Raw genomic sequence first — 21196 nt, 5'->3', positions numbered from 1 at the left:
CCGCGCGGCGCGCGTCGGCCGTAGGTCTCGGCCGGCATCGACTTTGGTCGCTGTCGCCCCGCCCCTGGCGGGGCCTAACCTCGGTGGACGTGACGGCACACCAGCAGGACGGCGTTCCCGCCCCCGAATATCGGTGGGCGCTGCCGTCGGTGCTGCTCGGAGACGCCCGGGAAGGCGGGCGCGTGCGGCGCTCGACGCGCGACTGGATCGTCGACACCGTCATGTTCCTGCTGGCCTGCGGCCTGACGTTGCTGTCGCTGACGGAGATCCAGGACGAGCCGGCGCCGCTGCTCATGATCGAGCAGGTCATAGGGGCGTTGTCGTGCGCGGCGGTGTGGCTGCGGCGCAGGTGGCCGGTCGGACTGGCCGTGGTGACGACGCTGCTCTCGTCCTACCTGGAGCTGCCCGGCGGGCCCTCGGTCGTGGCGCTGTTCACGGTGGCGGTGCACCGGCCGTTCAAAATCTCCGGGCCGCTCGCGCTCTTCTCCCTCCTCACGCTGGCGCCCTACGTCTGGCTGCGGCCGCAGAACGACCTCGATCGGGGCTGGACGGCGGCACTCGGGGTGACGATCGCGCTGACCGTGTTCGCGTGGGGCATCGTGGTCAGGGCCAGGCGGCAGGTCATCTGGTCGCTCAGGCAGCAGGCCGAGGTGGCCGCGGAAGAGGCCAGGCGGAGCGAACGCGAGCGCATCGCCAGGGAGATGCACGACGTGCTCGCCCACCGCATCTCGATGCTCAGCCTGCACGCGGGCGCGCTGGAGTTCCGCCCGGACGCGCCCACCGAGGAGATCGCCAGGGCGGCCGGCGCCATCAGGAACAACGCCCACCTGGCGCTGCAGGACCTGCGCGAGGTGATCGGCGTGCTGCGCGCCGCCAGGCCGGGCGAGGAGGGCGAAGAGGCCGAACCGGTGCCGGAGCGCCCGCAGCCCACGCTCGCCGACCTGCCCAAGCTGGCCGAGGAATGCCGTCAGGCGGGCATGGACGTGCGGCTGACCCTCGGGGTGGGGGACGCGCCGGAAGGGCTGGGCCGTAACCTCTACCGCATCGTCCAGGAGGCGCTCACCAACGCCCGCAAGCATGCGGGCGGCGCGCCGGTGGCCGTCACCGTGGCGGGCAGGCGGGGCAAGGGAGTGTCGGTGGAGGTGCGCAATCCGCTGCGGGCCCGCCACGGCCTGCGCATCCCCGGCGCGGGCGCCGGGCTCATCGGGCTGACGGAACGCGCCGAGCTGGCGGGCGGCAGGCTGGAGCACGGCGCGACGCCGGAGGGCGAGTTCCTGGTACGCGCCTGGCTACCGTGGCCGGTGAAGACGACTCGGGAGGACGCATGACCACTCCGGCCGGCGAGCCGATCAGACTGCTGATCGTCGACGACGACGCGATGGTGCGGGCCGGGCTGTCGATGATCCTCGGCGGCGCCGGCGACATCGAGATCGTCGGCGAGGCGGGCGACGGCTCCGAGGTGCCGCCCATGGTGGCCGAGCACCGGCCCGACGTGGTGCTGATGGACATCCGCATGCCGGGCGTCGACGGGCTCACCGCCACCGAGGCGCTGCGCCGCGCCTCCGCGCCGCCCGAGGTGGTGGTGCTGACCACGTTCCACGCCGACGCGCAGGTGCTGCGCGCGCTGCGGGCGGGTGCGGCCGGCTTCCTGCTGAAGGACATCGCGCCGGGCGACCTGGTCCAGGCGATCAGGAAGGTGGCCGAGGGCGAGCCGATCCTGTCGCCGGCGGTCACCCGGCAGCTCATCACACACGTGTCCGACGGCGGGGCGGGCGATCGCACCGAACGCGCCAGGAAGCTGCTCGGCCGGCTCAGCGAGCGGGAGCGGGAGGTGGCGACGGCTGTCGGCCAGGGCAAGTCGAACGCCGACATCGGGCGCGAGCTGTTCATGAGCGTGCCCACGGTCAAGGCCCACGTCTCGCGGATCCTGACCAAGCTCGACCTCAACAACCGGGTCCAGGTCGCGCTGCTGGTCTACGACGCGGGCTCGTAGCCGGGGCACCGCGCCGGCAGGTCCCGATCACGGCGCGGCGAGCCGCCGGACCGGGCCCGTGCTCCGAGGGCCGGGCTCGGACGGGCCGGGGCGCTGGAATCCCAGCTTTTCGCGCCGGGTGGCGGCGACCCGGACAAGTGCGCGCCCGCCGGGCCTGCCGCAGCGCCGCGGGGCGCCGGGCCGAGGCGACCCTCCGAGGTCACGAGCGGCGGTGCGAGACCGTTCCGCCATGGTCGGCCTCCCTGGTGGACGCCCGTACCGGCGTGGCCGATCCGTCCCCACCAAGCGCTTGCCCAAAGCGGAGTGGCCGTTACGGTCAGGTACGCGGCAGCCGTACCCTTGTCTGAAAGGGCATGTCACGAAGGGACAAGTGGGATGAGTTCAGCGGGTGAAGGCCTGTCTCGCCCGCTTCCCGAGCAGGTGCGGCTCAATGTCGTCGACTTGGCGTCTCAAGTCCTCGGCACGACGCCCGGTGCCGCCATTCCGCCGCCGCTGCGGGGCATCGCCAAGTTCGACCCGCGTAAGCGGGCCAAGCTGGGCGGCGCCCCCATCGCGGCGCAGCTGGAGAACGACAAGAAGTTCCGCGAGCTGGTCGCCGAGTCGGTGACCGCGGGCTGGCCCGAGCTGGTCGCCGCTCTCGCCGAGGGCAACGTGCCGCCCGCCGCCGACCCCGTGCTGGTGGCCGCGGCCGCCTATCTCACCCGCCCGCCCGGCTGGGCGGAGATGATCGAGGCCGCCCGCTCCGACCTGGAGCAGTCGCTCGCGGCCGCCGAGGACTCCGAGCGCGAGGAGGCCGTCGCCCGGTTGCGCGAGCAGCTCGCCGCGCAGAAGAGCGGCGCCAAGGAGGAGGCGGAACGCCTGCGCGAGCAGGTCAGGGCCGCCCGCGCGGAGAACTCCGACCTGCGCCGCAGGCTCCACGACGCCCGCGAGCGGGCCAAGGCCGCGGCGCGCAGGGCCGAGGAGATGGAGCGGGCGGCCGAGGAGGCCAGGACGGCCGCCTCGGCCGCGGGCAGCGCGGGGGAGTCCGAGCTGCGGCGGCTGCGCGAACGGCTGTCCGACGTGGAGAAGCAGCTCGAAGCCTCGCGCCGGGCCGCGCGCGAGGGCAGGAGCATCGAGGACGCCCGCATCAGGGTGCTGCTCGACGCGCTGCAGGACGCGTCCGCCGGGCTGCGCAGGGAGCTGGCCCTGCCCACCACGATCAGCCGGCCGGCCGATTCTGTCGCCGCGGTCACCGGCGAACGGCCGGGTGTGCGCGTGCCCGCGCGGGCGCTGGCCGATGACGACCCGCAGCTTCTCGACCAGCTCCTCGCGCTGCCGCAGATCCACCTGATCATCGACGGCTACAACGTCACCAAGACCGGCTACGGCACGCTCACCCTCGCCGACCAGCGCAACCGGCTGATGACCGGGCTGGGCGGGCTGGTGGCGCAGACGAGGGTCGAGGTGACCGCGGTGTTCGACGGTGCGGAGCTCAACGCCCCTGTGCAGGTCGTGGCGCCGCGCGGCGTGAGGGTGCTGTTCAGCGCGCCCGGGGAGATCGCCGACGACCTGATCCGCCAGCTCGTCCGCGCCGAGCCGCCCGGTCGCGCCATAGCCGTGGTGTCGTCGGACCGGGAGGTGGCCGAGTCCGTCAGGCGGATGGGAGCCAGACCCGTTCCCTCTGGCTTGCTGCTGCGCCGCCTGGGCCGGGCTTAAGTTACGAATTGGTATGTTCGGGTGAGACCTCACCCGCCACTTCTGTACTATTTCGCCCCAGTAAAGATCTCCTGGGAGGCGACGCAGTGAGGTTTGGCCGGGTGCCGGTGGCCGTGGGTCTCGCGTTCGGGCTTGTGGTGTCTCCCATGGGGGCGGCGCTCGCTGATCCGAAGCCGACCATCGGGCAGGCCAAGGCCAAGCTCGACAAGCTCAACGACAAGGCCGACAAGGTCGTCGACCGCTACAACACGGCGACCGAGCGCTACAAGAAGGCCAAGGGCACCTACGCGAAGCTGAACAAGAGCTACAAGCGCAAACTCCGTACGGTCGCCGACCTGCGCACCCAGATCGCCGACATGGCCGCCACCGTCTATCGGGCCGGCGGCTACGCCACCACCATGCCGGGGCTGGTCAGCGCCGACAACCCGCAGGGACGGCTGGCCGGGATGGCGCTGGCCGGGCAGATGGCCAAGGAACGCTCGGAGAAGCTGGCGGCGTTCGACCGGGAGAACCGCGGGCTGAAGAAGGAACGTGACAAGGCGCAGGGTGCCCTGCGGTCGGCCGACGAGGTCCGCGGCGAGGTCGAGAAGGAGCGCAAGGAGATCCTCGGCCTGATCGCCAAGCAGAAGAAGCTCCTGAAGAAGCTGGGCGCCTACAAGACCGGTGACCCGAACAGCACCGGCATCGCGTACACGGGACCGGCGTCGGGGAACGCCGCAGCGGTGCTGCGGTTCGCGTTCGCGCAGGTCGGCAAGCCGTACGTGTTCGGCGGGACGGGGCCGGGCGGCTACGACTGCTCGGGGCTGACGCAGGCGTCATGGCGGGCCGCGGGCGTGTCCTTGCCGAGGACGACGTGGGCGCAGTGGGCGTGGGGCGCCAGCCGCAAGGTGTCGCTGAACGCGCTCCAGCCCGGTGATCTCATCTTCAGCGAGGGTCTGGGGCACGTCAGCATCTATGCGGGCAACGGGAAGATCGTCCATGCGCCGCAGACGGGCGACGTGGTCAAGGTCGTCAGCCTCTCCGCCTACGGCCGCAGCCTCGTGGGCGCCGTCCGCCCATAATTCCGTCCCCTCCTTCTACGACGCACCATCGTTGCCGTCGTGCGGGCGGTCCGCGATCACGTTCCGCATCCTCCTGATCACCTTAGGTCGAGATCATACGAGGCGGAATGTGACAAACGCGACATCTGACCCCTGACAAGACGGATGTTTCGCGAATGTGAGCAGGGTCACTTTTTGGTAACGACGCCCCCTGTTCCAACAGGGGTTCGGGAGTTTACTGAGGCCTGAGTCGATCTTTACAGCCTGACTCGGCTTTTGCTGATCCTTGACCGTTCCGCGTAGCTTCTGGCGTCGTCGCGGTGCACAAGCCATGGCGCCGTGAACCCGCATCGGTCCCTCCCGGTGTGAAGACAGATGAAGATCCGCTGGTCATCGCCGCGACATCCCCATGACACGGGCGATGACCTGCCGAATCCGTGCAGTCAGGAGGCACGGAACCGGGGACCCAGCGATCCCAGTTCCCCAGGGATCAGGGGTGAATCGGCGCGCCATCGCGCCGTAGGGCGACTTCCAGGCCCGAATCCGACAGCTAACCCGGTAGGCGTTCGTGGAAGACCCAAGGAGAAATCCTGTCTACCTCCCTGCACAACCCCCGTCTGTCCCGCATTGCCCTGCCTGGCGTCGTGCTCACGATGACCGTGACGGCCGGAGGCCTGGTCCTCCACGCCCCCACGGCTCAGGCGGCGACGAGGAGCGACACGGCCGGCGTCTCCTCGGTGAGGGCGGCCACCGCCGCCACCACCGCGAAGTCGGCCAAGGCCGCTCGCAAGCGGGCAAAGACCGCTCGGCAGAAGGTGAAGGCCGGCAAGGCCATCGCCGTGGCCAAGAACCAGATCGGTGACCCGTACCGTTACGGCGCCACAGGCCCTGGTTCGTTCGACTGCTCCGGCCTCGTCCAGTACGCCTGGAAGAAGGCCGGGGTGAAACTCCCGCGCGTGGCGAGCAGCCAGTTCGCCGGCATCAGGAACAAGGTCTCCTGGCGCAACCTCAAGCCCGGGGACCTCATGTTCTTCAACGGGCTCGGCCACGTGGGCATGTACGTCGGCAAGGGCAAGATGATCCATTCGCCGCGGACAGGCGAACGGGTGCGCATCGACAAGCTGGGCGGATGGCGCAAGTCGTCGTTCGTCGGCGCGGTCCGTCCCGGCCTCTGATGAGGCCCCGCCCGGGCCCGGGAGATCTTCCGGAGCCCGGGCGGGCTCCCGTGGCAGCCCGTCCTCACGCTCGTCGGCGGCCCCTCGTAGAGGGCCGGCCCTGATCGGGCCCACTACGATCGGCAGCGTGTCCGAGCAGGTGAGCCGACGAGCCGCGCTGGCCGCGCTCCTCCTCCTCGGCCTCGCCGCCGACGCGCCCGCCCCCGGATCGCCCGTCTTCCCCGCGCACGCCCGTGACCTGTGGCCGGACGGCCAGGTCACCGCCCGCGGGGCACGTTCCCTCGTCACCGGCCACCGCGCCGCACCCGGCACGCTCAGCGAACTCGCCCGCCGCGCCGACTCGGCGGGGCTGCGGGTCACGGCCGTGCTCGGCCGCCCGGTGCGGCCCGTGGTCATCGTTCCCGGCTCCGCGCAGGACGCGGCCCGGCTGGCCGGCGTGGAGCGACTCGACGGGCTGGCGGCGGTGGCCGACGGCGGGCGGGTGATCGTCGTCCCCGAGTCGTTCGGCAGGCTCACCTCCACCGGCAAGGACGTCGTCCTCACCCACGAGCTGACCCACGTCGCCGCGGGCACCGGCGGGCTGCCCGTCTGGCTCTACGAGGGCTTCGCCGACTACGTGGCCTACCGGGACGCCGGGCTGCCCGTGCGCACGGCCGCCGCCGAGTTGGCCGCCGAGGTGCGGGCCGGGCGCGTGCCGGCCGCGCTGCCGGGGCCCGAGGCGTTCGCCGTCGGCGGGCCTGACCCCGGACGCCTTGCGCTGGCGTACCAGGAGGCCTGGCTGGCGTGTCGGTTCCTCGCCCGCCGTTTCGGTGAGAGGAGCCTGGTGAGGCTCTACCGTGATGCGCAGGCGGCCGGCGTCGACGAGGCGCTCGCCGCGCTCGGGCTCTCCGTGGCCTGGCTGACGGCACGGTGGCGCGCGTACGTGCGGGAGCAGCTCGCGTGAGTGGGGAGAAGGATGAGCGGACGGCGGGACGCGGACGGCCCCTCTGAGGAGGCCGGGGCGGGCGGCGGAGAGGCGGCTGCCACAGGGCCCGGTGACGGTGTTCCCGTGGGCGCCGTCAGCGCGGAGGACGCCGCGCGGACGGACGGCGGCGCGGCGGGGGCGTGGAGACGGCGCGAACGGGGGCAGGGTGACGGGGTGCCCGCGACGACGGACGGCCCGGCGCAGGATCCGGGGGAGGGCCCGGTAGCGGACGCGGCGGTGGATGCGGTCGAGCGCCGGTTCAGACGGCAGGCCGCCGTGGTCCTGGCGGTGCTCGCGGCGGTGATCCTGGCCGTGGCCGCCTTCAGCACGCCGTGGACGGTCCTGGCCGCGGGGCCGCCCGACCCGGCGCGCGACTTCACCGCCGCCGAGATCGCGAGGGCGCGGGCGTTCGACGCGGCCACGTCCCTGCCGAGCTATCTCGGGCTGGCGCTCACGCTGGCCTTCGCGGCCCTGCTGGTGGCCACCCCCTTCGGGGCCAGGGTGCTGGGCCGGCTGAAAGGCCCCTGGTGGGTGCGGGTGGTCCTCGGCGTCCTGGTGCTCACCGCGATCGTCGAGGCGGTCAGGTGGCCGCTCGGCGTCTGGTTCGAGACGCTGCTGCGCGACTACGGGCTGTCCACCCAGGACTGGGCGGGCTGGACCGCCGACCGGCTGAAGGGCCTCGGCGTGGAGGCCTTCCTGCTCTGCCTCATGCTGCTCGTCCTCGTGGGGCTGGCCCGCAGGGTGCGGCGCTGGTGGATCCCGGCGGCCGTGGGGGCGTGCGCGCTGACCGTGGTGATGTCGTTCGTCTACCCGGTGGTGTTCGAGCCGCTGTTCAACGACTTCACGTCCATGCCGCAGGGCTCGCTGCGCGACAACCTGCTGGACATGGCAGAGCGCGACGGCGTGCCGGTGCAGGACGTGCTGGTCGCCGACGCCTCGCGGCGCACGACGGCGCTCAACGCGTACGTGTCGGGCTTCGGCGCCACCCGCAGGATCGTCGTCTACGACACGCTGCTCAAGGCGCCGCAGCCCCAGGTCGAGCTGGTCGTCGCCCATGAGCTGGGCCACGCCGAGGCCGACGACGTGCTCTTCGGGACCCTCGTCGGCGCCCTGGGGGCGGCGCTCGGCGTGGTCCTGCTGTACCTGGTGTTCGGCGCGATACGCCGGCGCACCGGCGTCACCTCGATCGCCGATCCGCGGGCGGTGGGTGTGGTCATGGGCCTGATGACGCTGGGTTCGCTGATCATGGGCCCTGCCCAGAACCTGATCAGCCGCCACGTCGAGGCCAGGGCCGACGTGCACGCGCTCGACCTCACCCGGGATCCGGCCACGTTCATCGCCATGCAAAAACGGCTGGCAATTACCAATATTTCCGACTTGTCGCCGGATCCGGTGGAATATGTGCTCTATGCCTCCCATCCTTCCAGCCCTGAGCGCATCGCCCTGGCCCGCTCATGGGCCGAGCTGAACGGCGTCCCGGTGCCGTGACCCATGCGGACGTGCTCTTCGTCACGAACGACTTCCCGCCCAGGCCGGGCGGCATCCAGTCATTCGTGCACGGGCTCGCGCTGCGCACGCCGGGCGTGACCGTCTACGCCCCCGCCTGGCCGGGGTGCGCGGACTTCGACCGGCGCCAGCCGTACCGGATCGTGCGGCATCCCACGCGGCTCATGCTGCCGGGCCCGGCCGTCGCGCGCAGGGCGGCCGGCCTGGTGGCCGAGCAGGGCGTGCGGACCGTCGTGTTCGGCGCGGCGGCGCCCCTCGGCCTGCTCGCGCCGCGCCTGCGCGCGGCGGGCGCGCGGCGCGTGGTGATGCTCACCCACGGCCACGAGGCGTCGTGGGCGAGCACGCCCGGATTCCGCGCCGTGCTGCGCAGGATCGGCGAGCACGCCGACGTGGTGACGTATCTGGGCGAGTACACGCGAGCCCGCCTGGCCGCCGCCATCCCCCCGGCCAAGCTCGTACGCCTCGTTCCCGGCGTGGACACCGGCCAGTACCGCCCCGGCACGGCCCGCCGGTCCATCAGGGCCGAGCTGGGCCTCGGCGACAGGCCGGTGGTGGTGTGCGTGTCGCGGCTGGTGCCCCGCAAGGGCCAGGACCAGCTCATCAGGGCCTGGCCCCAGGTGCTGCGGGTGGCGCCGGACGCGGTCCTGCTGCTGGTGGGTGACGGGCCCCACCGCAGGACGCTGGAGCGGCTGGCGGCGGGGCACGAGTCGGTCAGGTTCGCCGGCGCGGTGCCGGCGGCGGGCCTGCCCGGCTACTACGCCGCCGGCGACGTGTTCGCGATGCCGTGCCGCACCCGGTGGAAGGGCCTGGACGTGGAGGGGCTCGGGATCGTGTTCCTGGAGGCGTCGGCGACCGGGCTGCCGGTGGTCGTGGGCGCGTCCGGCGGCACGACCGACGCGGTGCGGCCCGGCGAGACCGGGCTGGTCGTCGACGGCGAGGACGTCGGCGAGATCGCCCGGGCCCTCGTCGAGCTGCTGACGGATCCCGGCAAGGCGCGCAAGATGGGCGCGGTCGGCCGTGACTGGGTGGCCCGCGAATGGGCGTGGGACCACGTGGCCGCCCGCTTCCGGGCACTCCTCTAGGCCTCGGCCTAGCCCTTGGTCGACCCCAGCGTGAGGCCGGCCACGAACTGCTTGTGCAGCAGCTGGAAGACGATCAGCGTCGGCAGCGCCACCAGCACCGACCCGGCCGCCAGCAGGTTGTAGTCGGTGAAGAACTGGCCGCGCAGGTTGTTCAGCGCCGAGGTGACGGGCAGCTTGTCGCCCGACGACATCAGTACCAGCGCCCACAGGAAGTCGTTGTACATCCACGTGAACTGCAGCGTGGACAGCGCCGCCAGCACCGGCCGGCACAGCGGCAGCGTCAGCCGCCAGTACCGTTTCCACACCCCGGCCCCGTCCACCAGCGCCGCCTCGCTGATCTCCTCGGGGATGGTGCGCATGAAGTTCGCCATCACGAAGACGCAGAAGCCGAACTGGAACGCCACGTGGATGAGGATCAGCCCCAGGTAGGAGTCGTAGAGCGACTGCGAGTCCGACAGCCAGGCGGGCAGCGGGACCAGCGTGTAGAGGGTGTAGAGCGGCGTGATGAGCACCTGCGGCGGCAGCAGGTTGCCGGCGGTGAAGACGATCAGCAGCGCCTTGCGCCCGGGGATGCGCAACCGCGCGATGGCGAACGCCGCGAACGACGCCAGCAACAACGTGATCAGCACGCCGGGGATGACGATGATCAGCGTGTTCAGGTAGTAGCGGGGCAGCTCGGCCTGGATCCACGCCTCCGCGTAGTAGTCGAGCGTGAGATCCTCCGGCAGCGAGAAGTAGCCCAGGCGGGCGGTCTCCTCGTACGGCCGCAGCGACGCGTACACGGCCAGGGCGAGCGGCAGCAGCCAGCCCAGCGCCACCAGCGCGAGGAAGGCGTGCAGCAGGATCCGCAGCGGCCGCGCCGGGCGCCGCGCGGCGGGCCGTCGCGCCTGCGACGGGGGAGCGGAGGCGGGGGCGGTGAGCGTCATCGTTCCTCCCTGAACAGCTGCGACAGGTAGGTGACGATGAATGCCAGCGAGATCACCAGCAGGATCACCGCGATCGCCGAGCCGAACCCGATCCGGCTGGCCTCGCCCACGATGTTCTCCGTGACCAGCACCGACAGCAGCTCGAGCCCGTTCCTGCCCTTGTTGATGGCGTAGACGATGTCGAACGCCCGCAGCGCCTCGATCACCGTGATGACCAGCACGATCACGTTGATCGGCCGCAGCGTCGGGAAGACGACGCGGAAGAACGCCTGCCGCTCGCTGGCCCCGTCGATCGCCGCCGCCTCCTTGAGCGCCGGGTCGACGGCCTTCAACCCCGCCAGATAGATGATCATCACGTACCCGACGTGCCGCCACGCGGCGGCGACCATGACGACCCAGATGTTGATCGAGCTGTCGCCGAGCCAGTCCACGCCGAGCCCGGTCACCGCGTTCAGCACGCCGTAGTCGGAGGAGTAGACGAGCTGCGCGATGAAGCCGACCACGGCCAGCGACAGCACCACCGGCATGTAGAGGGCGCTCTGGTAGACGCGTGACAACCGCAGCCGCCGGTCCAGCAGCACCGCGCAGAACAGGCCGAACGGCGTCGCGACCAGGCCGAGGAAGGCCAGCCACAGCACGTTGTTGCGGACGGCCGACCAGAACGGCGGATATTCGGCGGCCAGGTCGTGATAGTTGCGCCCGCCGACCCACTCGATGGGGCCGATGCCGTTCCAGGCGGTGCCGGACAGCCCTACGGAGGCCAGCGTGGGACCCCAGACGAGGCCCACGTTGACGACGATGGCCACCCCCAGCCCGATGACCAGGATGGTCACGTCGCGGGCGGAGTAGCGACGGGTCTTGACGGCCATCAGCGGAAGATGTTGGCCTTCTGCTTCTCGATGCTCGCCAGTAAGGAGTCGATCTCGTCCGGTTCGCCGACGAACGACTGCAGGGACGGGATCATCACGGTCGAGGCGAAGTCGGGCCGGGTGTCACGGTCGAGGAACTGCGCGATGTGCGTGGCCTTCGACACGAGCTCCGCGCCGCGCTTCTGCAGGGCGCTGTAGCCGGAGGTGTCGGCCTTGGAGCTGGCGGCCAGCGTGCCGGGGTCCAGCTTCGTGGCGACGTTCTGCGAGGAGGCCTGGGCGAAGTGCTTGAGCAGGGCCTTGGCGCCGTCCACGTTCTTCGCCTTGGCGGAGATCATGTAGCCGTCGATGGGGGCGTCGATCGAGTCGGTGCCGTACGCCGGGTTGATCTCCGGGAAGGTGAAGAAGTCCAGGTCGTCCCGGTCGGCCTCGGGGAACTGCTGGGCGACGAACATCCCCAGCAGGTACATCCCGGTCTTCTTCTGCGCCAGAGACTGGCCGGCCTCCTGCCACGTGCGGCCGAGCGAGGCCGGCTGGTGGAACTCCATCAGCCCCCGCCACGTGTCGAACACCTGCCTGACCCGGGGATCCGTCCACGACTCCTTGCCGGCCATGAGCGAGATGTGGAAATCGTAGCCGTTCGTCCGCATGTTGAGGATGTCGAACGTGCCCATCGCCGGCCAGCCGTCCTTGTCGGCGAACGCGATCGGGACGAGCCCGTCGGCCTTCATCTTCCTGGCCAGCGCGGTCAGCTCGTCGAGCGTGGCCGGCGGCTCGTACCCCTTCTCCCGCCAGAGGCTCTTGCGGTAGAACACCGCCCACGGATAGTAGGTGAACGGTACGAAGTACTGCTTGCCGTCGGATCCGGTCGACTGGTCCTTGAACGCCTGGGTGTAGCCGCCGCCGATCTCCCGCCACACGTCGGAGATGTCCACGGCCAGCCCCTGCTGGGCGAAGAACTGCATGCGGTAGCCGGCGAACCAGGTGAACACGTCTTCGGGCGTGCCGCGGAGATAGCGGTTGATGTTCTCCTGGAACGTGTTGTGGTCCACGGTGTTGATCTTCGTGGTGGCCTGCGTGAAGTCGCCGACCACGGTTTCGAGGGTCTTCTTCGGGATCTCGTCGGAGGCGTTGGAGCCGATCGTGACGGTGCCCTGCCCGCCGCCGCCGGAGGCGGGGCCGGCGTCGCCGGAGCCGCACCCGGTGAGCACGGCCGGGACGCCGAACGCGGCGGCGGCTCCCAGCAGGACATGACGGCGGGAGATCGGTAGCTGGTGGGCCATCGTGGATTTCCTCCTTGCCGGACCCTTCAGATTCCCCCGAGTTCGCGCATCTTCCTTCATCGAAAGACCAACATTTCGGACTGTCAACGCACGGTTTCATGACGAATCCCCGGCAGCCGCGCCGCCGCCGCCGTGTCATGATGCGATCGGGATGGTGTAGGAACCTGTTGGGATCTGGTGAGGCGATGCGCGCTCCGCAGCGTCAGCAGGCGATTCTCGAACTGGTCAGGCAGCACGGCGGCGTCCGGGTGGTCGAGCTGGTGCGGGTGTTCGGGGTCTCCGACATCACCGTCAGACGCGACCTGGAGTCGTTGTCGGAGCGCGGCCTGCTGGCCAAGGTGCACGGCGGCGCCACCGTCATCGGCTCCACGGACGAGCCCGGCTTCGCCGCCAAGTCAGTGCGGCAGGAGGCGGAGAAGCAGGCCATCTCCCGCCGCGCCGCCGCCCTCGCCCGGCCCGGCACCGCCGTGGCCCTGTCGGCGGGCACCACCACCTGGACGCTGGCGCACCATCTGGCCGGCGTCCCCGCCCTGACCGTCGTGACCGACTCGGTGCGCGTCGCCGAGGTCTTCCGGCGCTGCGGCCGGACCGACCAGACCGTCGTGCTCACCGGCGGGATGCGCACGCCCTCCGACGCCCTCGTCGGCCCCGTGGCGGTGGCGGCGATCCGCGAGCTCAACGTGGACGTGCTGTTTCTCGGCGTGCACGGGATGACCGTCAGAGCGGGTTTCACCACTCCCAACATGATGGAGGCCGAGACGGACCGCGCCCTGATCGAGTCGGCCGGCCGGCTCGTGGTGCTCGCCGACCACACCAAATGGGGCACCGTCGGCATCAGCACCATCGCCCAGCTCAACGAGGCCGACATGGTGATCTCCGATGCCGGGCTCGGGGCCCCGGCCAGGGAGGCGCTGGCCGGCCAGGTGGGCGAACTCGTCATCGCGGGGGCGGACCAGCGCCGCCCACCTGTTCACCCACCGGGACGGGGGTCGGGTACGCCCGCACCCCCCAGGTCCGTCCGGCGTTGGCCCGCACGTGACGGACCAGGCGGCGGACGTGACGAGGGCGGGGCCGCACCGAACGCGGTCCCGCCCTCGTGACGGCGATCAGGCCGCGTCGAGCTTGCTCTGGATGCCGACGAGGATGTGGAACATCTCCGTCTGAGTGGCCTGCATGGTCTTCTGGCCCTCCTGCATGGATTCCACGCGGCCCTCCACGGATTCCATGCGGCCCTCCATGGAGTTCATGCGCCCTTCGAGGCCGGTGAGCCTCTCATCGACCCTCGCGAACCCCGCGTCCATCGTGCGGGCGAGGTCCTTGACGCGGTTGTCCACGCCGTTGATGCGGTGGGTGAGGTCCTCCCCCAACAGTCGCTGTTCTGTGCGGATCTTGACCAGCTCGCCCTGGATCTTGTCGCCGAGCTCGATGCAGGTGTCCTTGATGCTCATGGAGATCTCCCCTACGGTGGTGAGGAGGGACCGGGGATGTTAAGGATCTCCGGTCCCGTTTCTTTGCCACGAGAATACTCCGCGGGCTGGCGTCCGCAAGCCGGAATCGAATGGAGATTCCCCTGTTCAGGTGGCACGTGGGAGCTTAAATCCGAAATGATCCGGGTATGTTACGGCGACATATTGCATGGGTTCTGGCGCTCGTTCTCGCTATCTCCGCGTGCGAGTCGGACATAAATCCCGCGGCCTCTCAAAAATCGTCAAATCGTCCTACTGGGGCCCCTCCGGTGAAGGACTGTTCCAAGGCGACCGCGCGGGATTTCGACGGGGACGGCAAGGACGACGTCGCGGTCGGCAACCGCATGATCATCGGCGGTCAGGTGTCGATCCTGAGCGCGGACCGGCTCGTTCCCCTGACCATCCCCGACAAGGCCGCCGACGGGATCGGCGCCGCGGTGACGCTGACCCGGGTCAACGCGGACAACTGCGCGGATCTCGTCGTCGGCGCCCCGTACACGGAGGTCGACGGCAAGGGCGCCGCGGGTGCCGTCTATGTCCTGTACGGCGGGAACGCCGAGCCCGTCAAGAAGATCGTCTCGCCGCAACCCCAGGCGGGGGCGCGGTTCGGGACGGCCGTGGCGGCGTACGGCCGGACGATCGCCGTCGGCGCGCCGCAGGAGAAGGACGGCGGCGTTCAGTCGGCGGGCGCCGTCTACGTGACCGGCGACGGCACTCCGCCCCGGCGCATCACCCAGGACACCGAAGGGGTGCCGGGCAACAGCGAGCCTTTCGACGGCTTCGGCGCCGCGGTGGCGGTCGGCCCGCTGCACGACGGCCGGATGGGGCTCGTGGCAGGCGCGCCGGGGGAACGCGACGACGGCGGCGGCAGGCAGCGTAAGTCCCGGACGCGATCACGCGACGGCGCGGTGACCGTGATCCCGGACGTGCGGGCGAGCCGGATCGAGGCCGTCAAGCACGACGGCGGCGACGGCTGCGCGTTCGGCGAGGCCGTCGTCTACGTGCCCGGCGGCAGGTGGGCGGCGACCCAGCCGAGATGCGGCAAGGTGCAGTTCTTCCACGACGCCGGACTCGCCGGCTCCACGACGTGCGGCGCCTGCGCCGGGAGCACGGGCGGGGGGACCGCGGCCCTGGCCGCCGCGCCCGACGGCCGGGTGGCGGTGGCCTGGGGCGACTCCGCGCAGGTGCTGCCCGCACAGGAGGGCGGGCCGGCCTCCGTCGTCCCGACCCTGCCGGGCGGCAACCTGCCGGTGGCCTTCTACGGGACGCGGCTGGTGTTCGGCATGCCCCGCGATGCGCCGCCCATGGGGGTGACCGTCTTCGATCCGGCCACCGGCAGGAGCGAGCAGGTCATGAGCAGGAGAGGCGACGTGGAGGGCGTCGGGGAGGCGCTGGGCTGACCGGCGCGCGGACCACGTCCCTGGACTTGTGCGGTGGGCCGGTGCCCGCCCCCGGCCCTCGCACCTGTGCGGTGGGTCAGGGCCCGCCGTACAGGTCGTCGATCTCCTTCTGGAAGTCGCGCAGCACGAGATTGCGCTTGATCTTCAGGGTGGGCGTGAGGTGCCCGCTGTCCTCGGTGATGTCGGCGGCCAGGATCGCGAACTTCTTGATCTGCTCGGCCTTCGACACCGACAGGTTGGCCCGGTCGACGGCCGCCTGGATGCCGGCCAGCACCTCCGGATCGGTGCGCAGCCGCTCGGCCGTCGCCCCCGCCGGCATGGCCTCGGGATCGAGGGTGATCAGCGCCGCCACGAACGGCCGGCCGTCTCCGACGACCATGGCCTGGGAGATCAGTGGGTGGGCGCGCAGCGCGTCCTCCAGAGGACCGGGGGCGACGTTCTTGCCCGCCGCCGTCACCAGGATCTCCTTCTTGCGCCCGGTGATCCGCAGGTAGCCGTCGGCGTCCAGCTCGCCGATGTCGCCGGTATGGAACCAGCCCTCGGAGTCGATCACCTCGTCCGTGGCCGCGTCGTTCTTCCAGTAGCCGGCGAAGACGTTCCTGCCCTTGGCGAGGACCTCGCCGTCGTCGCCGATGCGCAGCGTGACGCCCGGCAGCGGCTTGCCGACGGTGCCGACCTTGTTGGCGCCCGGCATGTTGACCGAGCAGGGGGCCGACGTCTCGGTCAGGCCGTAGCCCTCGAAGACCTCGATGCCCACGCCCCTGAAGAAGTGGCCGAGCCGGTCGCCGAGCGCCGAGCCGCCGGACACCGCCGCGGAGAGCCTGCCGCCGGTGGCGGCGCGCAGCTTGGCGTACACCAGCCGGTCGAACACCGCCCGCCGCAGCCGCAGCCCGAGCGGCGCGCCACCGGAGCTCTCGGCGCGGCTCCAGGCCACCGCGACGTCCACCGCGCGGGCGAAGATCGCGCCCTTGCCGCCGGCGATGGCCTTCTGCTCGGCGGAGTTGTACACCTTCTCGAAGACGCGTGGCACGCCCAGCAGGAACGTCGGCTGGAAGCCCTGCAGGTCGGGGGCGACGTTCTTCATGTTGGGGGTGTGCGCCATGACGGCGCCCGCCTCGAACAGCACCACCTGGATCATCCGCGCGAAGATGTGCGCCAGCGGCAGGAACAGCAGCGCGGCCGGGTCCTTGCCGGCGAACAGCGGCTCCAGCGGCCCGCGCAGCACGTTGAGCGCGGTGAACAGCAGGTTGTCGTGGGTGATCCGGCAGCCCTTGGGCCGGCCGGTGGTGCCCGAGGTGTAGACGATCGTGGCCAGGTCGGAGGAGGCGACCCGCTTCCTGCGCTCGTCGACGGCGGAGGCCGGGACACCCTCGGCGTCGAGCGTGCCGTCGATCCGCCAGACCGCCTTCAGTCCGGGCGCCGCCTCCCGCACGGTCTCCTCGTGCGAGCCGAGCTCGACGAACGCCGCCTTGGCCTCGCTGTCGGCGAGGATCCACGCCACCTGATCGGCCGAGGAGGTCTCGTAGACCGGCACGGTGACCGCTCCGACGGACCAGATGGCGTAGTCGACGAGGGTCCACTCGTAGCGGGTGCGCGACATCAGCGCGACCCGGTCGCCGTGCTCGACGCCCGCCGCGATCAGCCCTCTGGCCACCTCGACCACCTGGTCGCGGAACTCGGCCGCGGTGACGACGGGCCAGCCCGCGTCGGTTCTGCGGCGCATGACCACGGCGCCCGGCCGCTCCTCGGCCCGCGCGAAGACGGTGTCGGCCAGGCCGGCGGAGGCGGGCACGTCGACCAGGACGGGGACGCTGTACTCGCGCACGGATCAACTCCTCTTCGTGACGACCTGGCCTGGACGTTACCGCGCCAAGTTACGCACTGGTAGCTCCGTCGCCGAGGCGTTATGTCACGCTAGCAGCGGGGCTCTTAGGATTTCCCCCATGAGGGTCCATGTGGTGAGCGACGTCCACGGCAGGGCGGACGCCTTGGCCAGGGCCGGCGACGGCGCCGACGCGCTGATCTGCCTCGGCGACCTGATCCTTTTCATCGACTACGACGACCACGCGCAGGGCATCTTCGCCGACCTGTTCGGGGCGGAGAACGCGTCCGCCTTCATCGCCCTGCGCACGGCCAAACGGTTCGACGAGGCCAGGGCCATGTCGGCGCGGCTGTGGGCCACGCTCGGCGGCGACCGGCGCGAGCACATCGAACGCAAGGTGCGCGCCCAGTACGAGACCCTCTTCGCCGCCATGCCGGCCCCCGCCTACCTCACCTACGGCAACGTCGACATCCCCGCGCTGTGGGCCGACTACCTCAGGCCGGGGCTCGAGGTGCTCGACGGGCAGGTCACGGAGATCGGCGGGCTGCGGTTCGGGTTCGTGGGCGGCGGGCTCAGGACCCCCTACCGCACGCCGTACGAGATCGGCGACGAGGAGTACGCGGCCAAGGTCGAGGCGGTCGGCGAGGTCGACGTGCTGTGCTGTCACATCCCGCCGGCCCTGCCCGAGCTGCTCTATGACGTGGTGGCCAGGAGGTTCGAGCGCGGCAGCGAGGCCACACTGGAGGCGATCAGGCGCACCCAGCCGCGCTACGCCCTGTTCGGACACGTGCACAACCCCCTTCACCGCCGCACCCGCGTCGGGCGCACCGAGTGCGTGAACGTCGGCCACTTCCGGGGGAGGGGCGTTCCGTACGTCCTCGAGTGGTGAGCGCGGGCGCCGCCCTCCGGTCCGTCCCGAGCGGCGTGTTGTGCACTACGGTGGTCGCATGGCTGATCGCACCACTTCGAGCACCACCATCAGCGCCGGTCGCGCCGATGTCCTGGCGGTCATCGCGGACTTCCCGGCCTACCCGGAATGGGCCGGGCAGGTCAAGAGCGCGGAGGTCCTCTCCACCGGCCCCGACGGCAGGCCCCAGCAGGTGCGGTTCGCCCTCGACGCCGGCCCGATCAGCGACACCTACACCCTCGGCTACGCCTGGCAGGACGACGACGGCGTGAGCTGGCAGGTGGTCGAGCCGGGCAAGATGGTCTCCGACCTCAGGGGGAGTTACCGGCTCGCCGACGCGGGCAGTGGCACCGAGGTGACGTACGAGCTGTCGGTCGATCTCAGCGTGCCCATGATCGGCATGATCAAGCGCAAGGCGGAGAAGGTGATCGTGGACACCGCGCTCAAGGGTCTCAAGAAGCGCGTCGAGGGCCGCTGAGTTGAGCCCCCGGGTTCTGCTCTTCACCGGCAAGGGAGGCGTCGGCAAGACCACGGCCGCCGCCGCGACCGCCACGCTCGCCGCCGCCCGCGGCCTCAAGACGCTGATCGTCTCCACCGACACCGCCCACTCGCTGGCCGACGCGCTCGACGCCGAGCCTGGCGAGATCGCGCCAGGGCTGCACCTGCACCAGGTCGACACCCAGAAGACGCTGGAGCGCCACTGGGGCGAGCTGCGCGAATACGCCAGGGGAGTGCTGGAGGAGCTGGGCCTCGACGAGGTCACCTCCGAGGAGATCACCGTCCTGCCCGGCGCCGAGGAGATCATCGCCCTGCTGGAGCTGCGCGAGCACGCCCGTGAGGGCCGCTGGGACGTGATCGTGGTCGACTGCGCGCCGACGGCTGAGACGCTGCGGCTGCTGGCCCTGCCCGAGGCGCTCGACTGGCACGTCAGCAGGCTGATGCCGGTCGGCCGCAAGCTCGTGCGGCTGGTCTCGCCGTTCGTGCGCAGCGTGGCCCACGTCAGCGCGCCGGGCGAGGAGGTCATGAGCGCGGCCGAGCGTTTCCACCGCGGTCTGATGGAGGTGCGCGAGCTGCTCACCGGCGACCACGCCTCGGTGCGGCTCGTGCTCACCCCGGAGGCCGTGGTGCTCGCCGAGGCCAGGCGCACCATGACCTCGCTCAACCTGTACGGCTACCGCGTCGACGCCGTCGTGGCCAACCGGGTCTTCCCCGACGGCGACGCCGACGAGTGGCGTGCGCGGTGGGTGGAGGCGCAGTCCAGGCTGCTGGCCGAGGCGGAGGAGTCCTTCGCGCCGCTGCCCGTGCACGTCGTCCCCTATCTGCCCGCCGAGCCCGTCGGCAGGAAGGCCCTGGCCGAGCTCGGCGCGTCGATGTACGGCGAGTCCGACCCGTTCGCCCCGCACGCGATCGAGCCTCCGCTGCGGATGAGCGCCGACGAGCTGGCCCTCGCCCTGCCCGGGGCCGACCGCGACGACATCGACCTGGCCCGCAAGGGAGACGAGCTGATCGTCACCGCCGGCCCCTACCGCAGGATCCTGGCGCTGCCCGCCGCGCTGGCCCGTCGTAAGATCAGCGCGGCAGCGCTCCGCGACGGCGTGCTCAGCGTGCGGTTCGGCGATCCCGCGTGACGGCGATTTCTGCATTACCGTTCAGGTCGGGGAGCGAATCCGCAACCTGACGAGTTGAGGAGGATGAGCGACCCCATACGCAGGGAGGGCCAGATGACCGAGAGCAACGACAGAGATCCGATCGGGACCGTCGCCGACGAGGCGCGCAAGTTGTTGGAGTCGATCCAGGGGCGGGCCACCCGCCAGGTCGGCAAGTCCGTGTTCAACTCGTTCGCCGGCGGCGGTCGCAGGGAACGCGACGTGTGGGAAGAGGCGGTGTCCGAGCCACACGACGAGTACATCTGCCGTGCCTGCCCGGTCTGCCGGGCGATCGCCGCCCAGCGCGAGTCCGGCTCCGACGTGACCGGGCACCTGGTGGCCGCCGGCGGTGAGCTGTTCGCCGCCGTCCGCGGCGCGCTCGACGTCCTCAGCAGGCCGCCCGCCCCTCGCAGGCAACGCGACGATCAGGATCGCCGCGACAATGTGGAACACATAGATCTGGGATAGGGAGACACGGGGCAATGCTCACGATCGGTGTCGACATCGGCGGAACCAAGGTGGCCGCCGGTGTGGTCGACGATGACGGCAAGATCGTCGAACACACGCTCAGGCCCACCGCCGCCGACCGCCCGGAAGTGGTGGCCGAGACGGTGGCCGACGTCGTTCGCGAGCTGGCGGAGGGCAGGCGGATCGAGGCGGTCGGGGTCGGCGCGGCCGGGTTCGTCGACGAGACCAGGTCGATGGTGCGCTTCGCCCCCAACCTGGCCTGGCGCGAGGAGCCGCTGCAGAAGAAGATCAGCGGCCTGCTCGGCCTGCCGGTCGTGATCGAGAACGACGCCAACGCCATGGCCTGGGGTGAGACCAGGTTCGGCGCCGGGCGGGGCCAGTCTCACGTGGTCTGCATCACGCTCGGCACGGGCATCGGCGGCGGTCTGGTCTTCGACGGCGCTCTCTACCGCGGTCGCTGGGGCATGGGCGCCGAGCTGGGCCACATGCAGGTGCTGCCCGGCGGGCGGCCGTGCGGCTGCGGCAACATCGGCTGCTGGGAGCAGTACGCCAGCGGTCAGGCCCTCGTCAAGGAGGCCAGGAAGATCGCCGAGGCGGAGCCGGAGCGGGCCGGGATCCTGCTGGGGCTGGCCGGCGGCAAGATCGAGGGCGAGGAGGTCACCGAGGCCGCGCGGCTGGGCGACGAAGCCTCGCTGGAAGCGTTCGGCAATCTCGCCGACTGGCTGGGCCAGGGCATGGCGGACCTGGCCGCGGTGCTCGACCCCGGCTGCTTCATCGTGGGCGGCGGGGTGTCCCGCGCCGCCGACCTGTTCATCGACCGGGCGCGCGAGACCTTCGCCGAGCGGCTCACCGGGCACGGGCACCGGCCGCTGGCCGAGGTCAAGCTGGCGGAGCTGGGCGCCTCCGCCGGCGTGGTGGGCGCCGCCGACCTGGCCAGGCGCCGCTAGTCACCGCTAC

Annotated in this window: 20 protein-coding genes and 1 riboswitch; of the genes, 15 read left to right on the top strand and 5 right to left on the bottom strand. The window is 71.2% G+C overall.

Annotation, left to right across the window (positions count from 1 at the left end; genetic code table 11):
• The first annotated feature begins 89 nt into the window (after positions 1-89).
• The 8 genes from ACZ6SA_RS14440 to ACZ6SA_RS14405 all read left to right on the top strand — a co-directional run bounded on the left by ACZ6SA_RS14440 (position 90) and on the right by ACZ6SA_RS14405 (position 9455).
• Positions 90-1328 carry a sensor histidine kinase gene (locus tag ACZ6SA_RS14440; RefSeq protein WP_465828253.1) on the top strand — a complete coding sequence of 413 codons (1239 nt, stop codon included), beginning with the start codon at positions 90-92 and terminating at the stop codon, positions 1326-1328.
• Positions 1325-1993: a response regulator gene (locus tag ACZ6SA_RS14435; protein WP_465828251.1), complete on the top strand. Its 669-nt coding sequence runs from the start codon at positions 1325-1327 to the stop codon at positions 1991-1993. The genes ACZ6SA_RS14440 and ACZ6SA_RS14435 overlap by 4 nt, the downstream gene beginning before the upstream one ends.
• A 441-nt stretch (positions 1994-2434) precedes the next feature.
• Positions 2435-3688 carry an NYN domain-containing protein gene (locus tag ACZ6SA_RS14430; protein ID WP_465828250.1) on the top strand — a complete coding sequence of 418 codons (1254 nt, stop codon included), beginning with the start codon at positions 2435-2437 and terminating at the stop codon, positions 3686-3688.
• 86 nt (positions 3689-3774) lie between these two features.
• A complete protein-coding gene (locus tag ACZ6SA_RS14425; RefSeq protein WP_347642625.1) occupies positions 3775-4749 on the top strand; it encodes a C40 family peptidase in 975 nt (324 codons plus the stop codon).
• 396 nt (positions 4750-5145) lie between these two features.
• A riboswitch (cyclic di-AMP (ydaO/yuaA leader) is annotated at positions 5146-5308 on the top strand.
• 73 nt (positions 5309-5381) lie between these two features.
• On the top strand, positions 5382-5903 hold the full coding sequence (locus tag ACZ6SA_RS14420) for a C40 family peptidase (protein WP_347643131.1): 522 nt from the start codon (positions 5382-5384) through the stop codon (positions 5901-5903).
• Between the two features lie 127 nt (positions 5904-6030).
• Complete coding sequence (locus ACZ6SA_RS14415) at positions 6031-6846, top strand: gluzincin family metallopeptidase (protein ID WP_465828248.1); 816 nt, start codon at positions 6031-6033, stop codon at positions 6844-6846.
• Positions 6847-6858: 12 nt separating this feature from the next.
• Positions 6859-8355 carry a M48 family metallopeptidase gene (locus tag ACZ6SA_RS14410; RefSeq protein WP_465828247.1) on the top strand — a complete coding sequence of 499 codons (1497 nt, stop codon included), beginning with the start codon at positions 6859-6861 and terminating at the stop codon, positions 8353-8355.
• Positions 8352-9455 (top strand): glycosyltransferase family 4 protein, encoded by a 1104-nt coding sequence (locus ACZ6SA_RS14405; protein ID WP_347642628.1) that lies wholly within the window; start codon positions 8352-8354, stop codon positions 9453-9455. The genes ACZ6SA_RS14410 and ACZ6SA_RS14405 overlap by 4 nt, the downstream gene beginning before the upstream one ends.
• An 8-nt stretch (positions 9456-9463) precedes the next feature.
• Here ACZ6SA_RS14405 and ACZ6SA_RS14400 read toward each other — a convergent pair whose 3' ends face one another.
• The 3 genes from ACZ6SA_RS14400 to ACZ6SA_RS14390 are packed head-to-tail and all read right to left on the bottom strand — an operon-like array spanning position 9464 to position 12530.
• Positions 9464-10381, bottom strand: coding sequence for a carbohydrate ABC transporter permease (locus tag ACZ6SA_RS14400; RefSeq protein ID WP_443151842.1), 918 nt, complete (start codon positions 10379-10381; stop codon positions 9464-9466).
• Positions 10378-11250 (bottom strand): carbohydrate ABC transporter permease, encoded by an 873-nt coding sequence (locus ACZ6SA_RS14395; RefSeq protein WP_132603395.1) that lies wholly within the window; start codon positions 11248-11250, stop codon positions 10378-10380. Before ACZ6SA_RS14395 ends, ACZ6SA_RS14400 begins: the two co-directional genes overlap by 4 nt.
• Entirely contained in the window at positions 11250-12530 is a 1281-nt protein-coding gene (locus tag ACZ6SA_RS14390; protein ID WP_347642630.1) for an ABC transporter substrate-binding protein, read from the bottom strand. Before ACZ6SA_RS14390 ends, ACZ6SA_RS14395 begins: the two co-directional genes overlap by 1 nt.
• Before the next feature lie 185 nt (positions 12531-12715).
• Here ACZ6SA_RS14390 and ACZ6SA_RS14385 point away from each other — a divergent pair, with 185 nt between their 5' ends.
• On the top strand, positions 12716-13630 hold the full coding sequence (locus ACZ6SA_RS14385) for a DeoR/GlpR family DNA-binding transcription regulator (protein ID WP_465828244.1): 915 nt from the start codon (positions 12716-12718) through the stop codon (positions 13628-13630).
• 6 nt (positions 13631-13636) lie between these two features.
• Here the strand turns inward: ACZ6SA_RS14385 and ACZ6SA_RS14380 are convergent, their stop codons facing one another.
• On the bottom strand, positions 13637-13978 hold the full coding sequence (locus ACZ6SA_RS14380; protein WP_465828243.1) for a hypothetical protein: 342 nt from the start codon (positions 13976-13978) through the stop codon (positions 13637-13639).
• Positions 13979-14265: 287 nt separating this feature from the next.
• On the opposite strand from ACZ6SA_RS14380, the gene ACZ6SA_RS14375 reads away from it, so the two are divergent.
• Positions 14266-15396 carry an FG-GAP repeat protein gene (locus tag ACZ6SA_RS14375; RefSeq protein WP_465828241.1) on the top strand — a complete coding sequence of 377 codons (1131 nt, stop codon included), beginning with the start codon at positions 14266-14268 and terminating at the stop codon, positions 15394-15396.
• 76 nt (positions 15397-15472) lie between these two features.
• Here ACZ6SA_RS14375 and ACZ6SA_RS14370 read toward each other — a convergent pair whose 3' ends face one another.
• Positions 15473-17221 (bottom strand): AMP-dependent synthetase/ligase, encoded by a 1749-nt coding sequence (locus ACZ6SA_RS14370; RefSeq protein WP_465828240.1) that lies wholly within the window; start codon positions 17219-17221, stop codon positions 15473-15475.
• 118 nt (positions 17222-17339) lie between these two features.
• Here ACZ6SA_RS14370 and ACZ6SA_RS14365 point away from each other — a divergent pair, with 118 nt between their 5' ends.
• The 5 genes from ACZ6SA_RS14365 (at position 17340) to ACZ6SA_RS14345 (ending at position 21186) form a co-directional block, all read left to right on the top strand.
• Positions 17340-18107: a metallophosphoesterase family protein gene (locus ACZ6SA_RS14365; RefSeq protein ID WP_347642635.1), complete on the top strand. Its 768-nt coding sequence runs from the start codon at positions 17340-17342 to the stop codon at positions 18105-18107.
• Positions 18108-18165: 58 nt separating this feature from the next.
• Positions 18166-18603 (top strand): SRPBCC family protein, encoded by a 438-nt coding sequence (locus ACZ6SA_RS14360; protein ID WP_347642636.1) that lies wholly within the window; start codon positions 18166-18168, stop codon positions 18601-18603.
• Position 18604: 1 nt separating this feature from the next.
• Positions 18605-19753 (top strand): ArsA family ATPase, encoded by a 1149-nt coding sequence (locus ACZ6SA_RS14355; RefSeq protein ID WP_347642637.1) that lies wholly within the window; start codon positions 18605-18607, stop codon positions 19751-19753.
• Between the two features lie 93 nt (positions 19754-19846).
• Positions 19847-20239, top strand: coding sequence for a hypothetical protein (locus ACZ6SA_RS14350; protein ID WP_347642638.1), 393 nt, complete (start codon positions 19847-19849; stop codon positions 20237-20239).
• Between the two features lie 14 nt (positions 20240-20253).
• Positions 20254-21186, top strand: a complete 933-nt coding sequence (locus ACZ6SA_RS14345; RefSeq protein ID WP_347642639.1) for an ROK family glucokinase — start codon at positions 20254-20256, stop codon at positions 21184-21186.
• Positions 21187-21196: the final 10 nt, after the last annotated feature.

The organism is Nonomuraea sp. NPDC049378 (assembly GCF_055586745.1).
This window is presented reverse-complemented; position numbering and strand designations above follow the sequence as displayed.